The organism is Nocardiopsis sp. NPDC055824, from assembly GCF_053616335.1.
In genome coordinates, this window is record NZ_JBSHDN010000007.1 from 22,687 (window position 1) to 38,852 (window position 16,166).

The following is a 16,166-nucleotide window of genomic DNA, read 5'->3' on the forward strand; positions in this document are numbered from 1 at the left end:
CGCCTCGGACAGAGGCAGTGCGGAATTCCGGGCCTCGCCTCCCCCGGTCTCCGTCGCGTGGTGTCAGGAGGTGCGTACCGCGCTGACCAGCGCGGACCATTCCGCAGCAGGAACCGTGAGGTGGCCCAGTTCCCGGTGTCGCGTGTCCCGAACTGCAGTGACAACTCCCTCCGCCACCTCGACGCACTCACCCGACTTGCCGCTGTTGCTGGACGTGTGCCGAGCACGTGCCGGACCGCGTTCCGCGAACCGGGGGCCGGGCCCCGGCGCCCGGTTCAGCGCGTCGGCCGTGCTCCCGTCCACCCGAGGCCCTGGGATGATCGGGCCATGAACGACTTCATGACCCCGCAGGAGACCGCTCGCCGTGCCTCCGCCGCGGTCGACGCCGCCGTCGGCGCGGGGCGCGACCTCGGACTCACCGTGACCGACGCGAGGGTGCTCCACGACCTGTTCTCCGTCGTGGTCCACCTCGCGCCCTCACCGGTCGTGGCCCGGATCCCCGTCGTCCTGCCGCCCGGAACGGACCTCGACGCCCTGGCGCACCGCCAGCGCGCGGAACTGGACGTGACGCGGTGGCTGGCGGCCCAGGGGACGCCGGTGATCCCTCCCAGCCCCCTCGTCCCCCGGGAACCGGTGCGGCGCGACGGGTTCTCGATGACGTTCTGGCAGTTCGTCGAGGAGGACCGGGGCAGGGAGCCCGACTACGCGGCGAACGCCGAGAGCGTCGCGAAACTGCACGCCGCGATGCGCGGCTACCCGGGCCGCCTGTCGTTCCTGTCCGCGGCCGAACCGCAGACCCTCGCCGAGGACCTCGCCCGGCTCGACGGGCGCCCCGACCTCATCGACCCGTCCGACCTGGACCGCGCACGCCGCGAATGGCGTGTCCTGGAGCCCCTCGTGAGTTCGCGCACGGCCTTCGAGAAGGCGTTCCCGGGGATCGGCATCCAGCCGATCCACGGCGACTCCCCTCCGGCGAACATCTTCTCCGGGGCGGACGGCGACCTCTACTCCGACTTCGAGCTGGTGACCCTGGGCCCCGTCGAATGGGACCTGGCCGCGCTCGGCCCGGAGATCGAATCCGCCTACGACCGCGGAGCCCGGCGCAACGGCGTGCGGGAGCTGGACGGGGACGTCCTGCGCTTCGTGAACGCCGTGGGAATGCTGCGGGCCATCGCCGCCCTCGCCCTCGCGCCGCAGCTGCCCGTGCTGGTGGAGTACCTGGGGCCGGCCGTCGACCAGTGGCGGACGACGCCGTTCGCCGGTGGGATGGCCGACTGACCCCGGAGGATCCGTCCCGGCCGGGGAGCCCGCCGTGGCCGGGCCCGGCCGGGGGCGCACATCGTTCCTCAGGGGCGCGGAACCCGTTCCGCGCCCTCGCCCCGCCTCCCCCGCACGAGGTTCGCCGCGGCGGCCGTGAACCCGCACAGCGCGAGGAAGGCGCCGATACGTCCTTCCCTGACGTCCAGGTGAACGGGGTGGCCGAGGTTCGGATGGTGCGACAGGCGGAAGCCCCCCATGTCGGAGACCCCGCCGTAGCCGATGTGCACCGAAGCCCACGTGAGGGCGAAGGCGGCATTCAGCACGACCAGTCCCGCCAGCGCTCCGAAGAGGAAACCGTGGACGAATCGCCTGCCGTGGAAAACGATGACGCCCCCGCCTCGTGGAGGAAAACGTGAATGGTCCACGAGTGTTGTACCGGGCGGCCCTTCTCCTGTCACATCCGTTCAGGCCCCCGGTTCCGCCGTCACGTCCCCGATGTGGGAGAACCCCGCACCCCGTCGCGGACCCCTGACCGGATGTGGTCGCCGCCCTTGCACGGAGCCCCCGGGCGGGTAGCGTGGTCGCACCTCGGGACCAGGCCGTCGAGGGAAGGGCGGAGCCGATGAAGCCGAGTGACCCCACCTGCTCCATGTGCGGACGGCAGTACGACGGCGAGTTCATGACGGGTCTGCCCTGCCGCGTGTTCAGCCCCGAGGACGTCGTGACCCCGGGATGCCCGGCCCAGGCGCACATGATCGCCGACCTGGAGGCGAAGGCGCCCCGGGGGAACACCCCGCCGGCCGGGGGATGCCTCATGCTCCTCCTGGCGCTGCCGGCGTTACCGGCGCTGTTGGCCGCTCTGCCCCTGTGACCCCTGCTCCGCACGGGCCGCGACGGTGGATCCCCACGGCCGCCGCACTACCCGGCGAGGGCCTCGCCGATCTGGCGGGTGGTCTGCTCGGCGACCCGCGCGTCGTGTGCCGCGTAGGCGGTGTAGGCGCTCAGCCCCGAGGCCAGCGCCCAGCCCCGCCCCCGGGTCCAGGTGGCCTCGTCCACACCGAGCGCGGAGCGGAAGGCGGCCCGGCTCCCGGCCGACATCAGGGTGAAGGCGATGGTCAGGTCGCACGCCGGGTCCCCGATCCCCAGTCCGCCGAAGTCGATGACCGCGCTGAGGCTGCCGTCGTCCATCAGCAGGTTTCCGGTGTGGAAGTCGCCGTGGAACCAGACGGGCGGCCGGTCCCATCCGGGAGCGCCGAGCGCCGCCTCCCACAGCCCGGTCATCGCCGCGGCGTCGAACACGCCGCCGGCCTCCGCGATGGCGGCCCGCGTCTGCCGGTCCCGGGCGGCCAACGACCTGTCCTCGGCCGCCGTGTCCACGCCGTCGGCCGGGGCCTCCTCGGGGGCGAACCGCTGAAGGGCGCTCAGGAACCCGGCCAGTTCGACAGCGGCGCCGCGGGAGTCCCCCAGCGCCTCGACGGTCGCCACCTCGCCGTCCATCCAGCGCGACACCGCCCACGGCCACGGGTAGCCGAGGTCGGGTTCGCCCACCGCCACGGGGGCCGGCACGGCCAGGGGCAGGTGCGGGGCGAGCCGGGGCAGCCACGCGAACTCCTTGCGGGCCTGGCCGCGGGCACCGGCGTGGCGTGGCAGCCGGACCGAGAGCCCGCCGCCCAGGCGGTGGATGACGTGGTCCGAGCCGGCCGGGCCGAACGGCCTGAGCGGCAGCCCGGACCACTGCGGGAACTGGGTGTCGACCAGGCGCCTGACGAGCGCGGTGTCGATGGAGGGGCGGGGGTCCGGGGGCGTGTCGGTCGCCAAGGGCAGCTCCAGCCGTCGGCCCGCTGCGTCCGGCGGGCGCCGGGGCCATCACAGCGTCCCGCGCGCCCGCCTGTCCACCGGTTTTCACCGCGTGGGACGGGGCGGAGGGGACGGCGTGGGGCACCGTCGTCCCCTCCGCCCCGCGCCCCCGTGTCACAACCTGATCTGCTCGTCGGTGAGCGTCTCCCTGGCGTCCCGGTACTGGATGTGTCCCTCGTCGATGTAGTAGTCGGAGAAGTCCATGTTGGCGATGGACAGGTTGTTCTGGACCGTCTGGACCGCCACGGGGGTCGCGCGGAAGGACAGGCCGGGTTCCTCGTACAGGTCCACGAGCAGGAGCGGGTGCCTGGGGTCGCCCATGGTCGTCCTGTCGGCGATGATCAGGAAGGTGTGCTCGTAGTCCCGCGGGACAAGGGAGAGGATCTGCTCCGTGGTGGCGCCCGCGTACCGGGGGTCGTCGAGGACGTCCACGTAGGCGTGGTAGAACTTTTCCTCCTCCCCCTCCTGCCGGAAGATGCCGTCCGGCACAGGAGCGCGGACCTCCGCGACCACGGCCTCCCAGACCGCGTCGTCGGTGTGGTCGGTGCGGATGATCAGCGGGTCCTCGGTGTGGGGCAGCAGTTCCATGCGCGTGTCCGGCGTCCGGTACGGGGCCGTGCGGGCCGAGATCTCCAGCCGGGCCCCGAAGACGTCGTCGGGCCCCGGGGAGGAGTCCTCGTCCTCCGCGAAACCGATCGCGAAATACTCGTCGAGCGCTTGGACCAGCAGGTGGAACACGGCTGCGGCGTGCGGGCCGATCCGGTAGGAGTCCTCCCCGTCCCGGATGGCAAGCAGGGGATGCAGGAGCGTGTCGGCCATGGTCGTCTCGTCGGCGATCAGGACCAGGCTGGGGGTCCACGTCCCGGCGCGGTGCAGGGCGTCGCGGACCTCGTCGGGACCGGCGCCGCTCCAGGCGGGGTCGTCCACCACGACCAGGTGTTTGGGGTTCTTCTCCAGGATCGCTGCTTCCTGCGCGCTCACCGGGCCCGGTCCGGGCGGGTACGCGCCGGGCAGGTCGCCCAGGCGGGAGCGCACGTCCTCCCAGGCGTCGGCGTCGGCGTAGTCGGTGCGCACGATCAGGAGCCCGGGCGCCGGGGGGCCGTCGGAGGCCGGGGGGAGGTTCAGGGTGGGGTGCATCGGGGGCCGCTTCGCAGGAGGGGATGGGTCCCCTCGGTTCTAGCAGGGCGGACCGACGATCCGCCCGACCTCCCGCACCGGGCGTCCCGCCCGCGAAGGCACGGGCGGCGGTCCCCCGCGTCCGGTCCGTCCGACCGGAACCCGCCGCGGCGGGCGCGGGGCGCGCCGCCGGCTCAGAAGCGGAAGCGCAGCACCCGCATCAACCCCCGGGTCCACGGCCACCGGGACAGCACCCGGTACAGGGAGCGGAAGGGCTGCTCGGGCACGGAGGCGTGGTCCCCGACCACCTCGTAGTCGCCGGTCAGCGACAGCCCCGGATACCAGCGCTCCGGCAGGCGGGGGTCCTCCAGGCCGTACATCTGCCAGCCGAACACCCCGGCCAGGCGGCCCACGTGGGGGGACACGACGTCGAACACCATCTCGCCCCCGCCGGGGAAGCACGCCAGGAGGCGGCCGAGCAGGGCATGGGTCTCCTCCGGCCGCAGGTACTCCACCAGGCCCTCGGCGACCACCAGGACGGGCGCGTCGGTCGGTATCTCCTCCAGCCAGTCGGACTCGGTCGCCGATCCGGCGAGGAGCCGGTAACGCGGGGGCTCGGGCAGGACCCTGCGGCGCAGGGCGACGACATCGGGAAGGTCCGTGTCGATCCAGCGGCCCCGCTCGGGGGCGCCGACGCGCAGGGCGCGGGCGTCAAGCCCGCAGGCCAGCTGGAGGACGGTCCCCCCGGGGTTCGCCGCGATCCACTCGCGCACCCACGCGTCGATGCGGCGGGCGCGCAGCAGGACCATGTAGCGGTCCCCCGAGGTGCCCCGGAGGTGGCGCCGGTCGAACTCCAGGCGGTCCATCACGTCCACGGCCCACACGTCGCCGAGGACCGGTTCGGTGTTGCGGAAGTCGAGGACCTTGTGGTGGACGGTCCACAGCAGGGTGCTCTCGACCTTGCCCAGGCGGACGTCGACCTTGTCCGTCGCGCGGTTTCCGGATCCGCCCTCGCCCATGCCCGGTGTCCTCTCGTCCGGCGATCGGTGACCGGTTCCCTACCCGTTACCGTCCGCCGGACGCGCGGAACCGGCGACCGTGTCCCGGCGCCCTCCCGGTGGCCGGCGCCGGGCCCGGGCGGGGCGCCCCCGGTACCGGGCGCTACTTGGTCTCGGGGCTGATCCACAGGGCCTCGGCGGCCACGAGGCCGAGGGCCTGGGAGCGCTCGGGGGCGCCCTCGTCGGGGCGCACCGCGATCTGGAGGGACCCCGCGAAGGGCTGGCGCTCGACCACCTCCACGTTCATCCCGATGCCGATCTCGATGTCGGCGAGGTAGCGGAGCAGTTCGGGGTCGGTGTCGTTGACCCGCACGATGACGCCGCTGACGCCCTCGTCGGCGTTGGACAGCAGCACGGACTCGCGCTCGACGATGTGCCCGTCGCGGGTCGGGATGGGGTCGCCGTGGGGATCCACCACGGGGTTTCCCAGGTGGGCGGCGATACGGTCGACGAACTTGTCCGACACGACGTGTTCGAGGATCTCGGCCTCGTCGTGGACCTCGTCCCACGAGTAGCCCAGCTCGGCGACCAGGTAGGTCTCCAGGAGGCGGTGTCGGCGCAGCACCGACAGCGCGGCCCTGGTCCCGGCCTCGGTGAGGTTGACCGCGCCGTAGCGCTGGTGCTCGACCAGGCCGAGCTCGGTGAGCTTGCGGAGCATGCCCGAGACCGAGGAGTTGGACACCGACAGGCGTTCGGCCATCCCGGAGATCGTCACCGGGCCGGTGCCGCGCTCCTGTAGGTCGTAGACGACCTTCACGTAGTCCTCGGCCGACGTGGACGGCCGTGCCGGTGTGTTCCCCATGGCCATAACCGTATCGCGGACCGCCCGCCGGAAACGATTTCCGGCCGCCCTGTGGACGGGGCCCGAACCTCCCCGAACAGCCGCGAAGGGCCTCACCCCGGGCAGTTCTGACCGGACGGCGGCCCCAGTGCCGGACGCCCCCGCGAGACGATCCGCGCCCCGGCCGGGCCGACCTCGCGAACCTGCACGGAACCGCAGGCGCAACGCACCCACACGGTCAGGCCGAGGCCCGTGGCATGCCGGGACACCACCAGGAACGGCTGGTCGTCGGGCCATCCGCAGTGGGGGCAGAGAGTCGTCATCGCACACCTTCTCCATCGGGGTCTCACATCAGCCTCACGGCCGAAACCGTTAATGTCCAGGTTGAATTTCCGCATGGTTATGTGAAGAATCAGGTACATGATCGATCTCAGGCGCCTCCGTATCCTGCGGGCCGTCGCCCACTACGGGACGGTGACCGCCGCCGCCGGAGCCCTGCACTTCACCCCCTCCGCCGCCTCCCAGCAGATCCGCCAGCTGGGCAGGGAACTCGGCGTCACGCTCCTGGAGCCCAACGGACGGGGCGTGCGGCTCACACCCGCCGCCCGCACCCTGCTCGACCACGCCGACGCCATCCACACGCGGTGGGAGCAGGCCGAGATCGAGATGCGCGGGCTGGGCACCGAGCCCTCCGGGCTCCTGCGGGTGGCCGCCTTCCCCATGGCGCTGTCCCGGCTTCTCGCCCCCATGGCCGCGGCCCTGACCGCCCGCCACCCCCAGCTCGACGTGCGCGTCCTGGAGGCCGAGCCCGGGGAGTGCCTGGACCTGCTCTTCCAGGGGGAGATCGAGCTGACGGTCATCGAGGCCGCGCCGGGAGCGCCGCCCCGCACCGACGCCCGTTTCGACCAGACCCCGCTCCTGGACGACGTGTTCGACCTCGTGGTGTCCGACCGCCACCGCCTCGCGGGGAGGGAGAGCGTGGCGCTGGCCGAGACCGCCGCCGAGTCGTGGATCCTGCCGACCCCCGGCACGACCTGCCACGCGCACACCATGACCGCCTGCGCCGCGGTCGGTTTCACCCCCGACGGCTCCCACCAGGCCCTGAACTGGGGAGCCGTCGCCAGCCTGGTCGCGCACGATCTGGGAGTGGCCCTCATTCCACGCATGAACGACCTCTCCCCCGGCCTGCCCATCGCACGGGTGCTCCTGGAGGGCCCCTACGTCCCGGCGCGCAAGATGCTCACGTGCGTCCGGGAGGGATCGCGCCGCAACCCCGCGGTGGCCGCCGCCCAGGAGGAGCTCCAGAGGCTCGCCGCCACCGCCGCCGTCTCCACCGCCGTCCCCGCCTGACCGCCTGACCGCCTGACCGCCTGCGCCCGACGCCGACGTCGGGCAGATGTCCGTTCCTCACCATGTTTTGAGGGTTGTGCCTTTCTGGCAGGCGTGAAAGGCGGCAAAGCTTACACCGGTGTTTCACAGATAAAATCAAGGTGTCTCTTCCCCTCCGCAGAAGGGCGGCACCATGGCGGACGCCTCCACGGCCATCGAACTCGACCGGGCCGAACTCCGAGAGGTCACCGGCTTCACGGTGGCGTGCGCGCGCCCCTCACTGGCGCTCTTCGAGCGCGAGCGCCCCGGCGACCGGCGCCCCCGGGCCGCGATCGAGGCGGCACTGGCGTTCGCGGACGGGGCCGAGCGGACCAAGGCGATCCGCGACAACGCGTGGGCGGCGCACCGCGCGGCCCAGGAGACCCGCGACGCGGGCCGGGGAGCGGCGAGCGCCGCCGCGCGCGCCGCCGCCAACACGTGCGGTGCGGCGTTCCTCCACCCCCTGGCCAAGGCGACCCAGGTCAAGCACATCCTCGCGTCGGCCGCCTACACCGCGCACGCACTCGAACTCTCCTCCGGGGACGGTCCCGACGCCGCCGACGACCACCTCGCGCGGCTGGGACTCCTCGCCACCCCCGTCGTCGTGGACGTCCTGGGACGCTACCCCGACGCCCCGCCCGGCGGCGGGCGCATCGGGGAACTCGTCCGCCGGTTGGATGCGTCCCTCCGGCGGTCCCCGCCGGCGCGCTGACGCAGGGACCCTGTCAGCGGCCGATCCCGTCCAGCTCGGCGAGGTCCTCGGTGGAGAGCCGGAGCCCCGCGCCGGCGGCGTTCTCGCGCAGGTGCGCCCTCGACGAGGTCCCGGGGATGAGCAGGATGTTCGGCGACCGTCGGAGCAGCCAGGCCAGGGCCACCGACATCGGCGTCGCGTCCAGGCGGTCGGCCACGGCGGAGAGCGACGAGGACTGGAGGGGGCTGAAGCCGCCGAGCGGGAAGAAGGGCACGTAGGCGACGCCCTGTCCGGCGAGCTCGTCGATCAGCTCGTCGTCCTGGCGGTGGGCGAGGTTGTACATGTTCTGCACGCACACGATCGGCGCCATGGCGCGCGCCTCGGCCACCTGCTCCGCCGTCGCGTTGCTCACCCCCAGGTGCCGGATCAGGCCCTGCTGCTGGAGTTCGACGAGGGCCGCGAGGGGCGCGGCGAGCGAGCCGGGGCGGGGCCCCTGGGCGTCACCGAGTCGGAGGTTGACCAGGTCGAGCACGTCGAGGCCGAGGTCGTCGAGGTTCTCGTGGACGGCGCGGCGCAGGTCCTCGGGCTCGCGGGCCGGGGGCCAGCCGCCGTTCCGGTCGCGGTCGGCGCCGACCTTGGTCACCAGGTGCAGCTCCGGGGGGTAGGGGTGCAGCGCTTCCCGGATGAGCTGGTTGGTGAAGCGCGGCCCGTAGGCGCCGGCGGTGTCGATGTGCGTGATGCCGAGGTCGACGGCCGCGCGCAGGACGGCGAGTGCGGCGTCGCGGTCGGTCGGCGGGCCCATGACCCCGGGGCCGGCGAGCTGCATGGCTCCGTAGCCGAACCGGGAGACGGACAGCTCTCCCAGGTCCCAGGTGCCGCCGGGGAGGGGGGTGGAGGGCGTGTTCATGTTCTTGCCTTTCGTCGCGGTCAAGGGGTGGTTCCCGAGGGCTCCTTGCATCAGTATGGGAAGGCAACTTCCCTCTGGGAAGTAGGCACTTCAGGGTGCGTAAGTCACCCACGGGTGAGGGGAGCAGGCGATGGCGACGAGGACGGCGGCCCAGAAGAGGGCACAGGCCAAGGCCGAGTACGACGCCTTCCTGGCGGTGTGTCCCAGTCGTCAACTGCTCGACCGCATCTCCGACAAATGGGTCACGCTGATCCTGTGCGCCCTGGGCGGGGGCGGTTCGCCCCGGCCGGGTCCCGACGGCTCCGGCGAGCCCCGGCCGATGCGCTACTCGGAGCTGTCGCGCCGGCTGGCGGGCGTCAGCCAGAAGATGCTCACCCAGACGCTGCGCTCGCTGGAGCGCGACGGGCTCCTCATCCGCACCGCCGTGCCGACCGTGCCCGTCACGGTCACCTACGAGCTGACCGACCTCGGTCTCTCACTGCACGGGGCGGTGCGCACCATCAAGGCCTGGGCCGAGGCGCACATGGACGACGTGCTCGCCAACCGCGAGGCACACGACGCCCGCGACGCCTGAACCACCCCGTCCCGCGAAGCGGAGGTAGCGCACCGGCCCGCCTGCCGCTTCTGCCCGCTCGGCCCGAGCCGCCCGCGTCACGCGGAGTGCCGCCGCCGGCAGCCGGACCGCTCCTCCCGAGGGCCCTCCCGGCCCCGGCGCGCCTCCCGTGCCGGGGCGGATCCGGACGCGCCCCTCCGGCGCGCCGACCGCGGCGAGCAGGCCCGGTCCCTCCCCGGGGCCAGGTGTCCCGACCGGGGCGGCCGGCCCGACCCCCGACCAAAGAGACGGCTCCGGTCACGAAAGGAGAATGCGCCCGCGCGCCGCGCGACCCAGGCTGGGCGCATGACCACTTTCCACAAGACCGATCGGGCGCCGGACCTCTCCGGATTCCCCGGCCGCCGCATCGGCGGCGCGGCGCTCATCGCCGCTCCGCTCCTGTGGTGCGCCGGCCTGTTCCTGCGCTACCTCGCCCTGCGCGGAGGCGCCTTCACCGAGGCGGAGCTGCGCGCGTTCGAGGCTCAACCCTTCATGGCGCCCTCCCAGCTCGCCGCCTACGCGGAGTCGCCCCTACTGGCCACGGCCGCACAGGCCCTGTTCGCCTCGGGGGCCATGCTGCTGGTCCTCGCGTTCGCCGCCCTCGCACGCCTGGTCGCTCCGAGGTCTCCGCGCCTCGCGACGACGGGCGCCGCGCTGATCGCGCTCGGGCTGCTCGGCCGCATGTACTCGGTGGGCGTCGACGCGACCGCCTTCGCCCTGGTGGACGACCTCGGCCTCGGTCCGGCGACGGCGACCGTGAGCGCCGCCTACGCCGATCTCGCCTACGGTCCGTGGCGTGTGCCGGTGACCGCGTATTTCGGCCAGTACGCCGGCGTGCTGCTGCTGGCGGTCGGGGCCCACCGCTCGGAGGTGCTCGGCACGGGCCGCACCGTCCTGCTGCTGCTGTGGGGAGCGCTCTGGATCGGGGTGCTGAAGGAGGCGACACTGTTCGACTGCGCTGTCGCGGCGGCAGCGGCAGGGCTGGTGTTCGCACCGCTCGGGGTCCGTGTTCTGAGGAGGGCGGCGCCCGACCGCGCGGCGGAGCGAAGCGGAGCGCCCGCGAACACGTGGTCGCGCCTTCTCAGCTGGTGACCGGGCGGTGGTGGGCGGCGGCGCTGCGGCTAGGGTGTGGCGGGTGAGTGTCGAGTGCCGTACCCGCCCTCGGTTCGGCCGCGTCGACCGGTTGCTCGGCAGGGCGGTATCCGTCGTCCTCCCCCTGGGGGCGTTCTGCGGTGCCTTCTATCCCCTGCTTCAACCGCCGTCCCACGCCGCAATGGTGACCGGGTTCACCGCGGTGCCCGGCGTCGCCGCGGCCCTGGTGGTCGGTGTGGCGGCCGCAGCCGCTGTCCGGACGGCACCGCACCCGGTCTGGCCGCTGGTGGCGCTGGCAGCAGTGGACGCCGTGCTCCGAGCCCCCGGTCCGGTGACCGCCATCGCCCTCTACCTCGTGGCGGTCCACGGCCGGTCTCCGGTCGTTGCCTCGGTCGCTACGGGGACGACCTTCCTGTCCGTGGTCCCGCGGCCCGGTGTGGACTGGGGCTCGGCTCTCGGCAACGCACCCCTGTTCGTGTGGCTGCCACTGGCCCTGGGGGCGTGGACCGCCGTTCGCGCCCAGGTGCTGGCCGGGCTGGTGGAGAGGGCCGACCGGCTCGAACGTGAGCGGTCCGCCTTGGCCGCGCAGGCCCGTGCCGAGGAACGGACCCGGATCGCCCGCGACATGCACGACGTCGTCGCGCACCGGGTGTCGCTCATCGTGCTGCGGGCCGGGGCTCTGGAGGTCGGCGCGTCTGACGGGGCCACCGCGGCAGAGGCGGAGCTGATCCGCCGGACCGGCCAGGACGCCCTCCTCCAACTGCGCCAGGTGCTCGGGGTGCTCGGTCGGTCGGGGGAGGCCGCGTCCGGCGCCCCGGACCTTCTGAGCCCCCCGCCCGCACTCGCGGACCTGGCGGAGCTGGTCGACCGGTCACGGTCGGCGGGCGTCCCGGTCGAGCTGGAAGTTCCGGACGGGAGCGGAGCAGACACGGGCGACCTCGTCGAGGAGCACGCCGTGTACCGGGTCGTGCAGGAGGCGCTGACCAACGTGCACAAGCACGCGGGGGGTGCCGCGGCCCGCGTAGCGGTGCGCCGGGAGCCCGAAGCCGTCGAGGTCGAAGTCGAGAACACACCGCCCGAGCGGGCTCCCCTGGCCCTGCCCGGGGCCGGGTCAGGCCTCATCGGGTTGCGCGAACGCGTCGAGGCACTCGGCGGCGACTTCCGGGCGGCGCCGACCCCTGAGGGCGGGTTCCGGGTGTGGGCGAGGCTGCCGACATGATCCGGGTCCTCCTCGCCGACGACGAGACGCTGGTCCGCACCGGACTGCGGATGATCCTGGAGACGGCCGACGACCTGGAGGTCGTGGGCGAGGTCGCGGACGGCGCCGAGGCACTCGCCGCCGTCCGAAGCCTCCAGCCGGACGTGGTCCTGATGGACGTCCGCATGCCCCGGATGAACGGGGTGGCGGCGCTCAAGGCGATCAACCGCGAGCCCGCTCCGCCCAAGGTCGTCATGCTGACCACGTTCGACCTGGACGAATACGTGTACGGCGCCCTGCGCGCGCGGGCTGCGGGGTTCCTGCTCAAGGGCAGCGGTCCCCGTGAACTGATAACGGCCGTCCGCGCGGTGGTCGACGGCACCGCGATCCTCGCCCCGGCCCTCACCCGTCGATTGGCCGACGCCTTCGCCGAACGCCGCCCCGCCGGAGTGCGCGACGCCCAGGACCGTTTGGCGAGGCTCACCGCACGGGAGCGTGACGTCGTCGACGGTGTGGCCCGGGGGCTGGCCAACGCGGAGATCGCCCGGGAGCTGGTGATGACCGAGACCACGGTCAAGGCCCACGTCAGCCGGTCCCTGGCCAAACTGGGTCTGGCCAACCGGGTCCAGATCGCCCTGCTCGTGCGCGATGCCGAGCGGTGAGAGCGCACCCGTCCGGAGCCCCGGGGTTCGTGGTACGGCGGGGATCTTCGGTTACCTGCCGGGCCCCGGAGTCCGTCCGGTCCCGGGTCGGGCACGGCACGGCTCCGCTAGCATCACGCGGATGAGCGCTCCCCACCGCGATCCCTGGCCCGGCGTCGTCCCGGGAACCGAGAACGAGCACGCCGCCTGCGCCGACCTGTGGACGCGCGCCCTCGCCCACCGCGACGGAACGGCACCCGACCCCGCCGACAGGGACCGGGTGCTGCGCAAGCTCGGCACGCCGCCCCACCTGCTCCTCGTAGCGCGCCCCGTGGAGGGCGGCGACCCGGCCGGGTTCTCGCTGAGCTTCCCGCCCGCCGCCGGGGACCCGTCGCGCACCGCGCACCTGGCCTTCCTCGCGCTGGACCCCGGCCGTCGGGGGCGCGGATGGGGACGCCGCCTCCTGGCCGCCACCCTGGACCGCCTGTCGGGGACGTCCGACGCGGTCACCCTGGAGGTCCTCCCCGACAACGCGGCCGCCCGCGCCCTCTACGGGTCCACGGGATGGCGGGTGGTCGGCGAGGGCCGGTTCGAGGGCTCCGGCCGGTCCAGCGTCGTCTACCGCCTCGACCTCGGCCGGGGTTGACCGCCCCGGGCCTCCACGCGTGCGCGCGGTGCCTCCTCCGGCGCGGGCGCCCTCAGGGCGCGAAGGTGGGGTCCGGGACCACGGCCACGTCCAGGACCAGCGGCTCGTCGCGGTCGGCGAGCCCGGGGACGACCTCGTCCAGGACCCGCACCAGGTCGCCGTGGGCGCGGACCTCCACCGCCGGGCAGCCCAGCCCCCGGGCGAGGGCCGCCAGGGAGACCTCGCCGAACGCGGGCCAGGGCGGCTTGCCTCCCCTGTGCTCGGCGAGGCGGTCCATGATCGCGTAGCGGCCGTTGGCCAGGACGACGAAGAGGACCCCGGCCCGGTAGCGGTGGGCGCTCCACAGCGCCTGCACCTGGTACAGCGCGGACCCGTCGCCGACGACCGCGACCACGGGGCGCCCGGGGGCGGCCATGCGGACCCCGGTGGCGGCGGGGAGCGCGAAGCCGAGCCCGCCCATGGCGGCCGACAGGAAGCCCAGCGGGGCGCGGGCGGGCAGCAACCGGTGCAGCTGAGGCCGGCTGGAGGGGGTCTCCTCGACCACGACCGTGTCCGGTGCGATCCGTTCGGCCAGCGCCCGCAGGACGTGGGCCGCGCGCAGCGGCTCGCCCTCCGCCGGCGGCGCCGTCTCCTCAGGGGCCGCCGCCGGTCGGGGCGCCGGTGACACGGGGCGTTCGCGCACCAGGTCCGCGACCACCGCCGTGAAGGGCGCGACCGGGGCGATGACGGCGATCCCCGCGGGCCCGCGGTGGGCCTCCGCAGGGTCCTCGGAGACCATCGCCAGGCGGGTGCCGGGGACCACGAGGGGGCCGTCCGCGTAGATGTACTGGCGGAAGACCGGGGCGCCCGCCGTGAACACCGCGTCGTGGCCGCGCAGCGCCTCCCGCAGCCGTGAGCGCTCGGCGGGCAGGTGTCCGGCGAACAGCGGGTGGTCCTGGGGGAACCCGGCGCGGGCGCCGAAGCTCTCCTGGTAGACGGGGGCGCCCAACCGTTCGGCGAGTGCCGTCAGGGCGGCCCACGCGGGCGTGCTGTCGGCGCCGGCCCCCACCACCAGGGCGGGGTGTGCGGCGCCGTCCAGGAGCGCGGCGACCTCGGCCGCCGCACCGTCGTCGGGGGCCACGTGCGCGGGGCGGGCCACCCGCACCGCCGCGGCCCGGGGCTGTCCGGGGTCCACCGGATGCGACCAGTCGTCCATGCACACGACGACCAGGGCGGGGCCGCGTCCGTGCGAGGCCTCGTGGTGGGCGCGCACGACGGCTGCGGGCACGTCCTGGGCGCGCGGGGGCCGGTGGACCGCGACCGGGTAGTCCCCGGCGAGGCCTTCGAGCCGTCCGGCCAGGAAGGGCTCGTGTTCCAGGTGGCGGCGGTCCTGCTGGCCGACCAGGACCACGAGCGGCGCGCGGTTGACGCGCGCCGTGGCCAGGGCGCCGACCGCGTTGCCCAGGCCGGCGGTGGTGTGCAGCAGCACCATCGCGGGCCGGTCGCGGGCGAGGGCCCAGCCCGTGGCCATGCCGACCACGGAACCCTCGTGCAGTCCCAGGACGAAGTCGATGTCGTCGGGCAGGTCCACCAGGAACGGGACCTCGGTGGAGCCGGGGTTGGCGAAGACCGTGGTCATCCCCAGCTCGCGCATGGCCCCCAGGGTCTGCTCGCGCACGGTCGGCCTCGTCTGCTCGGGCACGGCGCCCCTCTCTCGGTCGGTGCGGACGGGACGGCCCGGCTCGGCGGTGGGCGTCCCGGTCAGCGGTACAGGGCGGCCAGGTCGGCCTCGGTCCCGATCAGGCCGTCCTCCAGCATCAGGTCGGCGAGGACGCCCACGGACTCCTCGTTGACGGCCTCGGGCCAGCGGGGCAGGCGGATGTCGGTCAGGGCGGCCCCGTCGATCTCGGTGTACTCGCCGAGGATGCGGCGCACCTCGTCGGGGTTGGCCTCGGCGTAGGCGAAGGACTCCTGGAGGGCGGCCTCGACGTCGTCGACGAGTTCGGGTTCCCGGGCCAGCATCTCCTCGGAGGTGAAGTAGGCGGCCACGGACAGCTCGGGGTGGGTGTCCACGAAGTTGGAGGCGATCTCGCGGTTGCCCGCGTCGAGGGCGGCGGTGGTGAAGGGCTCGACGAGCCAGGCGGCGTCGATCCGGCCGTTCTCCAGGGCGGGGACCATGTCGGGGAACGCCATCTCGACGAACTCGATGTCGGAGGGGTCGCCGCCCGCCTCGCGGACGGACTCCCGGACGGTGGTGTCGCCGATGTTGAGGAGGTTGTTGGCGGCGACCGTCATGCCCTCCAGGTCGGCGGCGGTCTCCACGGGGCTGTCGTCGCGGACGAACACGGCGCTGAAGTCCGCGCCCTGCTCCCCGTTGCTGGAGACGCCGTTGGCGAACACCTTGAGGGGCAGCCCCTGGTCCCGGGCGACGAGGAGGGAGACGGTGTTGCCGAAGGCGAACTCGAAGTTCCCGCTGACCACGCCGGGGATGGCGGCGGCCCCGCCCGAGCCCGGCTGGATCTCCAGGTCGATGCCGCGGTCGGCGAAGAAGCCCTGGTCGACGCCGAGGTGGAGGGGCGCCACGTCCACGATGGGGATGGCGCCCGCGGTGATCCGGCGCAGGCCGCCCTCCCCGTCCTCCTCGCCACCGCCGCCGGAGCAGGCCGTGGCGAGGACGAGTACGGCGATACAGCTGAGGGCGGTCGACTGTCGGCGCATCTGTGTCTCCTGAGTCGGTCGGCGGTCGGGGAGGGGTCGCCGCGCCGGGGGGCCGGTGGGGGCGGGGCCCGAACTCACGACAGGCCCCGGATGTACGTTTTGCGAACAGCTGTGCTGAAGGCGAACTTAAGTGATCCAGGTCACCGGGTCAAGGGTGTGGCCCGGGTTTCCGGCGCGGGTGGCGGCTTGGCAGTTCTGCGCTTTTCGAGGCAGGGAGTTACTGGATGGCTACAATTCAAGGGATGCCTTAAGCTACAAGAGG

The 16,166-nt window shown here is 73.7% G+C and carries 19 protein-coding genes; 9 read left to right on the plus strand and 10 right to left on the minus strand.

What is annotated here, in order from left to right; all coding sequences use genetic code 11:
• Positions 1-63: 63 nt before the first annotated feature.
• Complete coding sequence (locus ACWGL3_RS03400) at positions 64-444, minus strand: DUF397 domain-containing protein (protein WP_431061508.1); 381 nt, start codon at positions 442-444, stop codon at positions 64-66.
• On the opposite strand from ACWGL3_RS03400, the gene ACWGL3_RS03405 reads away from it, so the two are divergent.
• Positions 328-1,278, plus strand: coding sequence for a phosphotransferase (locus tag ACWGL3_RS03405; RefSeq protein ID WP_267950045.1), 951 nt, complete (start codon positions 328-330; stop codon positions 1,276-1,278). The genes ACWGL3_RS03400 and ACWGL3_RS03405 overlap by 117 nt on opposite strands.
• A gap of 68 nt (positions 1,279-1,346) precedes the next feature.
• On the opposite strand, the gene ACWGL3_RS03410 is transcribed toward ACWGL3_RS03405, so the two are convergent.
• Entirely contained in the window at positions 1,347-1,583 is a 237-nt protein-coding gene (locus ACWGL3_RS03410; protein ID WP_452460759.1) for a hypothetical protein, read from the minus strand.
• Positions 1,584-1,882: 299 nt separating this feature from the next.
• On the opposite strand from ACWGL3_RS03410, the gene ACWGL3_RS03415 reads away from it, so the two are divergent.
• On the plus strand, positions 1,883-2,131 hold the full coding sequence (locus ACWGL3_RS03415; protein ID WP_344175788.1) for a hypothetical protein: 249 nt from the start codon (positions 1,883-1,885) through the stop codon (positions 2,129-2,131).
• Positions 2,132-2,178: 47 nt separating this feature from the next.
• Here the strand turns inward: ACWGL3_RS03415 and ACWGL3_RS03420 are convergent, their stop codons facing one another.
• From ACWGL3_RS03420 to ACWGL3_RS03440, 5 genes are all read right to left on the minus strand, one after another.
• Positions 2,179-3,078 carry an aminoglycoside phosphotransferase family protein gene (locus ACWGL3_RS03420; protein ID WP_452460760.1) on the minus strand — a complete coding sequence of 300 codons (900 nt, stop codon included), beginning with the start codon at positions 3,076-3,078 and terminating at the stop codon, positions 2,179-2,181.
• Between the two features lie 153 nt (positions 3,079-3,231).
• Entirely contained in the window at positions 3,232-4,254 is a 1,023-nt protein-coding gene (locus ACWGL3_RS03425; protein ID WP_452460761.1) for a DUF6924 domain-containing protein, read from the minus strand.
• A 173-nt stretch (positions 4,255-4,427) separates the two neighbouring features.
• The gene (locus tag ACWGL3_RS03430) at positions 4,428-5,252 is read right to left on the minus strand and encodes a class I SAM-dependent methyltransferase (RefSeq protein ID WP_267950050.1); all 825 of its coding nucleotides are present in this window, start codon (positions 5,250-5,252) and stop codon (positions 4,428-4,430) included.
• Between the two features lie 142 nt (positions 5,253-5,394).
• Entirely contained in the window at positions 5,395-6,093 is a 699-nt protein-coding gene (locus tag ACWGL3_RS03435) for a metal-dependent transcriptional regulator (RefSeq protein WP_267950051.1), read from the minus strand.
• A 92-nt stretch (positions 6,094-6,185) separates the two neighbouring features.
• Entirely contained in the window at positions 6,186-6,395 is a 210-nt protein-coding gene (locus ACWGL3_RS03440; protein ID WP_267950052.1) for a hypothetical protein, read from the minus strand.
• Positions 6,396-6,492: 97 nt separating this feature from the next.
• On the opposite strand from ACWGL3_RS03440, the gene ACWGL3_RS03445 reads away from it, so the two are divergent.
• Both ACWGL3_RS03445 and ACWGL3_RS03450 read left to right on the plus strand, forming a co-directional pair.
• The gene (locus tag ACWGL3_RS03445; RefSeq protein ID WP_267950053.1) at positions 6,493-7,422 is read left to right on the plus strand and encodes a LysR family transcriptional regulator; all 930 of its coding nucleotides are present in this window, start codon (positions 6,493-6,495) and stop codon (positions 7,420-7,422) included.
• A 172-nt stretch (positions 7,423-7,594) separates the two neighbouring features.
• Positions 7,595-8,152: a putative immunity protein gene (locus ACWGL3_RS03450; protein ID WP_267950054.1), complete on the plus strand. Its 558-nt coding sequence runs from the start codon at positions 7,595-7,597 to the stop codon at positions 8,150-8,152.
• Positions 8,153-8,165: 13 nt separating this feature from the next.
• Here ACWGL3_RS03450 and ACWGL3_RS03455 read toward each other — a convergent pair whose 3' ends face one another.
• A complete protein-coding gene (locus ACWGL3_RS03455) occupies positions 8,166-9,062 on the minus strand; it encodes an oxidoreductase (protein WP_452460762.1) in 897 nt (298 codons plus the stop codon).
• Positions 9,063-9,168: 106 nt separating this feature from the next.
• Between ACWGL3_RS03455 and ACWGL3_RS03460 the strand changes: the two genes are divergently transcribed.
• From ACWGL3_RS03460 to ACWGL3_RS03480, 5 genes are all read left to right on the plus strand, one after another.
• Complete coding sequence (locus tag ACWGL3_RS03460; RefSeq protein WP_267950056.1) at positions 9,169-9,612, plus strand: winged helix-turn-helix transcriptional regulator; 444 nt, start codon at positions 9,169-9,171, stop codon at positions 9,610-9,612.
• A 324-nt stretch (positions 9,613-9,936) separates the two neighbouring features.
• Entirely contained in the window at positions 9,937-10,722 is a 786-nt protein-coding gene (locus tag ACWGL3_RS03465; protein ID WP_452460763.1) for a hypothetical protein, read from the plus strand.
• Positions 10,723-10,903: 181 nt separating this feature from the next.
• The gene (locus ACWGL3_RS03470) at positions 10,904-11,941 is read left to right on the plus strand and encodes a sensor histidine kinase (RefSeq protein ID WP_267950058.1); all 1,038 of its coding nucleotides are present in this window, start codon (positions 10,904-10,906) and stop codon (positions 11,939-11,941) included.
• On the plus strand, positions 11,938-12,582 hold the full coding sequence (locus ACWGL3_RS03475) for a response regulator (protein ID WP_267950059.1): 645 nt from the start codon (positions 11,938-11,940) through the stop codon (positions 12,580-12,582). Before ACWGL3_RS03470 ends, ACWGL3_RS03475 begins: the two co-directional genes overlap by 4 nt.
• Before the next feature lie 121 nt (positions 12,583-12,703).
• Positions 12,704-13,207 (plus strand): GNAT family N-acetyltransferase, encoded by a 504-nt coding sequence (locus tag ACWGL3_RS03480; protein ID WP_267950060.1) that lies wholly within the window; start codon positions 12,704-12,706, stop codon positions 13,205-13,207.
• Positions 13,208-13,259: 52 nt separating this feature from the next.
• On the opposite strand, the gene ACWGL3_RS03485 is transcribed toward ACWGL3_RS03480, so the two are convergent.
• Both ACWGL3_RS03485 and ACWGL3_RS03490 read right to left on the minus strand, forming a co-directional pair.
• Complete coding sequence (locus ACWGL3_RS03485; protein ID WP_267950061.1) at positions 13,260-14,888, minus strand: thiamine pyrophosphate-dependent enzyme; 1,629 nt, start codon at positions 14,886-14,888, stop codon at positions 13,260-13,262.
• A 59-nt stretch (positions 14,889-14,947) separates the two neighbouring features.
• Positions 14,948-15,904 carry an ABC transporter substrate-binding protein gene (locus ACWGL3_RS03490; protein ID WP_267950062.1) on the minus strand — a complete coding sequence of 319 codons (957 nt, stop codon included), beginning with the start codon at positions 15,902-15,904 and terminating at the stop codon, positions 14,948-14,950.
• Between the last annotated feature and the right edge of the window lie 262 nt (positions 15,905-16,166).